Raw genomic sequence first — 5,445 nt, 5'->3', positions numbered from 1 at the left:
TGGTAAGCGGGTACTCGACATTGAACAGCAATGTGAAGAGTTAGTGCAGCAACAAGCCGCGCAAAAATATGATGATCCCGATGCTAAAATTTATTCTCGAGCGGTAAAAATGGTTGAACTTGGCGCTGACTTGAATGAGGTCATTCGTGAATGCGAATTGCCCAGAGCGGAAGCCGAGTTGTTGTTTTCCTTGCATAAGCAAAAAGGTGGCTAGCTGCCTTTTTGTTATTTAGCTCATGTATCACGCTTGCTGTGGCTAAGCTTTAATGTTTAGCTTACCTTGAAAATCTTGCCAACCAGGTGGAAACTCCCCTCTTAACACATACGAAAAAGCAATCAGCTCAGCAATCACGTAATACAGCTCTTTGGGTATTTCTTCACCTAACTGTAACTGCGAGAGGGTTTTTGCTAACGCGGCATCTTGGTGGATCATAATCCCTTTTTGTTCCGCCGCCGCTATTATTTGCTCGGCTAACTCACCAAAGCCTTTGCTACTGACGTTTGGCGCGTGACCCATTTCATATAACAGGCCAATGGCTGATTTACTGTCGGCGTTGTCTGTCATGGTTAAACCTTAATATTAATAATGGCATGTGACTGATAAAAGCTATCATGGTGAGCCTCTGCTTGTTGTAAGGTAAGTTCACCCACTTGTAATCCGTGCTTTGCTAGCTTAGATCTTAAATTATCGAGTTGCGGGTGGGCAAGCGCGGTGATCGCTTGGCTAGAAGCAACAAGTTGGCAATCCAGTGCTTTATCCATCAGTTCGGCGATAATCTGTAACTGCCCAACAGCGCCATAGTCAAAATTAAGTCTTACAAACCATACACTTTTACCTGCCTGTTTATCGGCCTTTGGCTTGTTATATTGCCCCACAGTGAGCTCGGTTTGCGCCGCATCGGGGGGAAGTTTCATCGGTAGCAAAAAGTTAACTAACGGGTTTGAATCGCTTTGTTGCTGAGTTGCAGTAAGCTGTACTTGGCTTAGCGTATTTTTAATATTGGTTAACTCACCCGCCAGCGCTTGCACGTTGGCTTGTTGTAATTGTTCAAGTAACTTAGCTTAGTTTGCCGTTTTGAAGGTGGGTAATAACAGCTGTAATAACGCATCTAAACCAGAGTGATTAGGCACACTAATAGCCGCCGGCGCTTGGCTAATTGCAGGCGCTGCTAACACACTCACCGCAAGGTGTTCTAAGCCTTTGCTGAAACTGCTTTGTAGCGCATTAGAGCTGAGTAGCGAAGGCTGTAAGGTTGCCAGTATTTCACGTTGAATCGTGGTGGGCTGTAGGTTGTTACTTGAGATAATACGGTTAAAGGCGTGATTAACTAAGCGTGTTAGATCGGGTGATTGCTGCGTTAGTTTATTTGTTATGTCATTAATCTGGCGGCTTAACAAAGGTTTGCTATGCGCATCAGCGAGATCTGCAATTTCAGCCGGGTTGAGCAATGGCTTTGCTGCGAAAGGGGAACTAAGCATTAGCTTATTTGCTGTTGCGAACGGTTTTAATAATCCGCCTTTGTCGTTATAGGCAAAGGGTTTATGTTGAAAATAGCTTACTGCATCAGTAATACGTGTTTTTAAATCAGCAACACTGCCTTTTAGCCACGAGTTGATCGGGCTATTCACTGAGGCCAGTAGCGGGCTTGCTAGCGTATGTGTTTGCTGCGTCCCTTGTTGCGTGCTGGCAATATTATTAAATGCGTTACTAAAAGAGTTATTGAGTGTCACTGCAATTGGCTTTAGTGCGGTGTTAATTATTAACTTATTAGCGTGCTGAGTGATAGTAGCGTTAACGGCCGTTGTGGGTAATTCATTGCGTTGTTTTGTCGTTATATTAATACTAAATGCTCCCGGCATTGCAGGGTGGCTCAAGGCGGCTGTTTTGCCATGAGTTTGCAGTTGCGGGTTAGGTAGCAGCTGTGCTAACAGTGCCGTAAGCTTAGTTTGAGTTAATGCTTGAGAGTGAACAATATCGGCAAAGCGGTTGATAACATCAAGCTGAGTCCCCTGACTGTGGCTATTGATCATCACCTTTAACGGTTGCTCTGCGACTAATAATTGTGCCACCTGTTTATTTATAGCGATACTGACATTGAGCTTATTGATCAGCAATTGTGGCGTGGGGGCTTGAACAACTTGCGCGGGCATAGGGTTATTGTGGTGCTCGTAACCACTGTTAATGTAGTTAAATAAGCGCTGTAATTGCGCCGGCTGAGTTAATGTTAACGACGTATTGTGTGGAGTGATTGTAAGCTGCTTACCATTGGCACTGAGCTGTATATTGGCATTCGCTATTTTAACCTTGTGCTGCGCTGTATTAGTGGTGCCTAAGCGTAGTGTTTGCCATTGTTTGTCTAACATTACGTCAAGCGTAATCGCGTCTTTAGCAAACTGAATATTTTTAGCGGCTAATACTGCGCCGGGAAGCGGACTTGATTGCGAAGCGGCGTTGTTGCTTGCTAGGTTATTAACCAAGGCATTAGACAAGGTAAGTGGCAGTGGTTTATTCATTATGATAAATCAAATTTTCGCTATTTTTAGTGAATCGTTTTTAAAGCAATATTCGTATTACCCTATCATTATGATAGACTAACGCCTAATTTTTGGCATAGAGAATCGTCATCTTGTTACACATTAAGTCCGTCACCTGCATCAAGCAAGATCGTTGTTTGTTTGCGGATCTTAATTTTAGCCTTAATTGCGGTCAAATCATGCAATTAGCCGGTGCTAATGGGGCGGGTAAAACATCATTATTGCGCATTATTGCTGGCTTTTCTCAGCCTGATGAAGGTGAGGTTTTTTACCTTAATCAGCCGATCAGCAAATATTATGATGAATATGCCAGGGAGTTACTCTTCATTGGCCATAAAACCGGCGTGAATGTGCAGCTTAGTGCGCTGGAAAATGTGCGCCATTGGTTGGCAATCAACGGTTATGTTGACACTGCTGATTTATACCCATTATTAGCTAAGTTGGGGTTAGTGGGGCTGGAAGATGTGCCAGTGCGCACCTTGTCGGCGGGGCAACAGCGTCGTGTTGCACTAACACGACTGTGGCTAAGCAATGCAAAGTTATGGATTTTAGATGAGCCATTTACGGCGCTTGATAAAAGCGGAGTGGCATTTTTACAGCAACGGTTTGCTGAGCACCTAAATAACGGTGGTGCCATACTGCTAACCACGCACCAAGATTTAACCGCGCACTTTAATAATTTACAAACACTCACCTTGGAGTATCGTCATTGATGACTCGACACCACTCTTATTGGTTACTGTTTAAAGCCGTTTTTAATAAAGACTTAAAACTGGCGTTTCGCCAACGTGCTGAAATTATTAACCCTATTTTATTCTTTTTAATTGTAATTTCATTATTTCCGTTAGCTATTGGCCCTGAACCCGGTCTATTAGCGCGCATGGCGCCGGGTATTATTTGGGTGGCGGCGTTATTGTCGACCATGTTGGGCCTGGATAAGTTATTTAGAGATGACTACAACGATGGCTCGCTTGAGCAGTTAATAGCGACATCTTACCCGTTGTCGCTCACTGTGCTGGCAAAAGTGGCGGCACATTGGGTTATAACGGGACTGCCTTTGGTACTGATGACGCCGCTGTTTGCGTTATTATTGAATTTAGACAACACCGCGTTAATGGCAACCTTATTAACGCTGTTACTCGGCACGCCACTATTGAGCTTTATTGGCGCAATAGGAGCAGGGCTTACTGTAGGATTACAAAAAGGCGGTATTTTAATGAGTTTACTGGTACTGCCTTTGTATATTCCGGTTTTAATTTTTGCAACGTCTGCGATTGATACCAGCACAATGTCGCTGGACTATAGTGGGCAGCTTGCAATACTTGGCGCCATGTTAGTGATTGCTATTATTAGTGCGCCAATCGCCATATCATCAGCATTAAAAGTGAGTGTAAGTTAATATGTGGAAGTGGTTACATCCCTATGCTAAAGCAGAGCGTGCATATCAATTATGCAATACACTACTGCCTTATTTTGCCGTTATTACGGCGCTAAGTATGGTCATTGGTTGGGTATGGGGACTGGGCTTTGCACCGGCCGATTACCAACAAAAAGACAGTTACCGAATCATTTTTATTCATGTGCCTTCGGCTATTTTATCTATGGGGGCTTATTCATCAATGGCGATTGCCGCCGTGGTGGCATTAGTATGGCAAATACGCAATGCCGAGTTGGCGGTGATTGCGATTGCCCCGGTAGGCGCATGCGTGACCGCTATTGCACTTATTACTGGCGCTGCCTGGGGTAAACCTATGTGGGGTGCTTGGTGGGTGTGGGATGCGCGGTTAACCTCTGAGCTTATTTTGTTATTTTTATATTTAGGGGTGTTGTCGTTATACCATGCCTTTGAAGATAAAAAAGCCGCAGGACGCGCCGCGTCTATTTTAGCGATTGTGGGAGTGGTTAATTTACCGATTATTCATTACTCGGTGGAGTGGTGGAATACCCTACATCAAGGCGCAACGATCACCAAGTTTGACACGAAAGCCATCGATCCGAGTATGTTTTGGCCATTAATGGTAAATATATTAGCGTTTGCTGCCTTTATTGGCACGGTTACGTTAATTCGCCTGAAAAATGAAATACTCCGCCGCGAAAAGCACCGTCCTTGGGTGCGCCAGTTGTTAATTAAGAGGTAGTTATGCAGTTTGACTCGTTTGCAGATTTTATTGCTATGGGAGGCTATGGTTTTTATGTATGGCTTTCGTTTGGTACATGCGCACTCATTTTACTCGGTATTTTATTTAGCTCACTGCGTGAAACTAAGCAGATCATGACATCGGTTGCACAGCAAATTGCTCGTGAAGCCCGCATTAAAAAAGCCAAACAGGAGCAAGTGTGATGAATCCAAGACGTAAAAAGCGCTTATTGGTAATTGTAGCTGTGCTGTTTGGCATAGGGGCATCAATAGGCTTAGTGCTGTATGCACTGCAAGAAAACATTAACTTATTTTATACCCCAAGCGAACTCATTGACGGTAAAGGTCCAAATAAAGAAAAACCGCAAATAGGCCAAAAGTTACGTATTGGTGGCATGGTCGTGCCGGGCTCAGTACAGCGTAATGAGCAAAGCTTACAAGTGAGCTTTGACTTAATTGACACCGGCCCACTGGTTACAGTGCGTTATCAAGGGATTTTGCCAGACTTATTTCGCGAAGGCCAAGGCATTGTTGCTCAAGGGGTGTTAATTGAGCCAAACGTAATCGAAGCCTTTGAGGTATTGGCTAAACACGATGAAGAATACATGCCCGCTGAAGTTGCTGAGGCAGTAAAAGGAATTAAGCACGAAAAACCCAAATACAACCTAAATAGTGGTAATTAATAATGATCCCAGAAATTGGTTATTTTTCTTTAACCTTAGCCTTAGTGCTAAGTGTTTTATTGTGTATTTTTCCGCTGTGGGGGGCACATA

The 5,445-nt window shown here is 43.9% G+C and carries 9 protein-coding genes; 6 read left to right on the top strand and 3 right to left on the bottom strand.

Annotated features, from left to right (window positions below):
• Positions 1-214: DUF2802 domain-containing protein (locus ABYB02_RS14170; RefSeq protein WP_372763063.1), on the top strand; the 214-nt coding region annotated here is incomplete at its 5' end.
• Between the two features lie 42 nt (positions 215-256).
• On the opposite strand, the gene ABYB02_RS14165 is transcribed toward ABYB02_RS14170, so the two are convergent.
• From ABYB02_RS14165 to ABYB02_RS14155, 3 genes are read right to left on the bottom strand one after another with little or no spacing between them, the layout of a single operon-like run.
• Positions 257-565 carry an EscU/YscU/HrcU family type III secretion system export apparatus switch protein gene (locus tag ABYB02_RS14165; protein WP_372763062.1) on the bottom strand — a complete coding sequence of 103 codons (309 nt, stop codon included), beginning with the start codon at positions 563-565 and terminating at the stop codon, positions 257-259.
• Between the two features lie 2 nt (positions 566-567).
• The gene (locus tag ABYB02_RS14160; RefSeq protein WP_372763061.1) at positions 568-1,029 is read right to left on the bottom strand and encodes a flagellar hook-length control protein FliK; all 462 of its coding nucleotides are present in this window, start codon (positions 1,027-1,029) and stop codon (positions 568-570) included.
• A 33-nt stretch (positions 1,030-1,062) separates the two neighbouring features.
• Positions 1,063-2,514, bottom strand: a complete 1,452-nt coding sequence (locus ABYB02_RS14155; protein WP_372763060.1) for a hypothetical protein — start codon at positions 2,512-2,514, stop codon at positions 1,063-1,065.
• 113 nt (positions 2,515-2,627) lie between these two features.
• Between ABYB02_RS14155 and ccmA the strand changes: the two genes are divergently transcribed.
• Genes ccmA through ccmE form a run of 5 tightly spaced genes read left to right on the top strand, consistent with a single transcriptional unit; the run spans position 2,628 to position 5,355 of the window.
• Positions 2,628-3,248, top strand: coding sequence for a cytochrome c biogenesis heme-transporting ATPase CcmA (gene ccmA / locus ABYB02_RS14150; RefSeq protein WP_372763059.1), 621 nt, complete (start codon positions 2,628-2,630; stop codon positions 3,246-3,248).
• Complete coding sequence (gene ccmB, locus ABYB02_RS14145; RefSeq protein WP_372763058.1) at positions 3,248-3,934, top strand: heme exporter protein CcmB; 687 nt, start codon at positions 3,248-3,250, stop codon at positions 3,932-3,934. Before ccmA ends, ccmB begins: the two co-directional genes overlap by 1 nt.
• A gap of 1 nt (position 3,935) precedes the next feature.
• On the top strand, positions 3,936-4,673 hold the full coding sequence (locus ABYB02_RS14140) for a heme ABC transporter permease (RefSeq protein WP_372763057.1): 738 nt from the start codon (positions 3,936-3,938) through the stop codon (positions 4,671-4,673).
• 2 nt (positions 4,674-4,675) lie between these two features.
• Complete coding sequence (gene ccmD, locus ABYB02_RS14135; RefSeq protein WP_372763056.1) at positions 4,676-4,876, top strand: heme exporter protein CcmD; 201 nt, start codon at positions 4,676-4,678, stop codon at positions 4,874-4,876.
• Positions 4,876-5,355: a cytochrome c maturation protein CcmE gene (gene ccmE / locus ABYB02_RS14130; protein ID WP_372763064.1), complete on the top strand. Its 480-nt coding sequence runs from the start codon at positions 4,876-4,878 to the stop codon at positions 5,353-5,355. The genes ccmD and ccmE overlap by 1 nt, the downstream gene beginning before the upstream one ends.
• Positions 5,356-5,445 lie beyond the last annotated feature (90 nt).

The sequence above is a fragment of the Pseudoalteromonas sp. genome, assembly GCF_041613455.1.
Classification (GTDB): Bacteria; Pseudomonadota; Gammaproteobacteria; order Enterobacterales; family Alteromonadaceae; genus Pseudoalteromonas.
Note: the sequence above shows the minus strand (reverse complement) of the source record. Positions and strands in the feature narration are given on the sequence as shown.

Excerpts from the sequence above, each read along its gene's own strand:
- ABYB02_RS14165 (WP_372763062.1), bottom strand. The coding sequence starts at position 565 with ATGACAGACAACGCCGACAGTAAATCAGCCATTGGCCTGTTATATGAA.
- ABYB02_RS14155 (WP_372763060.1), bottom strand. The coding sequence starts at position 2,514 with ATGAATAAACCACTGCCACTTACCTTGTCTAATGCCTTGGTTAATAAC.
- ccmB (WP_372763058.1), top strand. The coding sequence starts at position 3,248 with ATGACTCGACACCACTCTTATTGGTTACTGTTTAAAGCCGTTTTTAAT.
- ABYB02_RS14140 (WP_372763057.1), top strand. The coding sequence starts at position 3,936 with ATGTGGAAGTGGTTACATCCCTATGCTAAAGCAGAGCGTGCATATCAA.
- ccmD (WP_372763056.1), top strand. The coding sequence starts at position 4,676 with ATGCAGTTTGACTCGTTTGCAGATTTTATTGCTATGGGAGGCTATGGT.
- ccmE (WP_372763064.1), top strand. The coding sequence starts at position 4,876 with ATGAATCCAAGACGTAAAAAGCGCTTATTGGTAATTGTAGCTGTGCTG.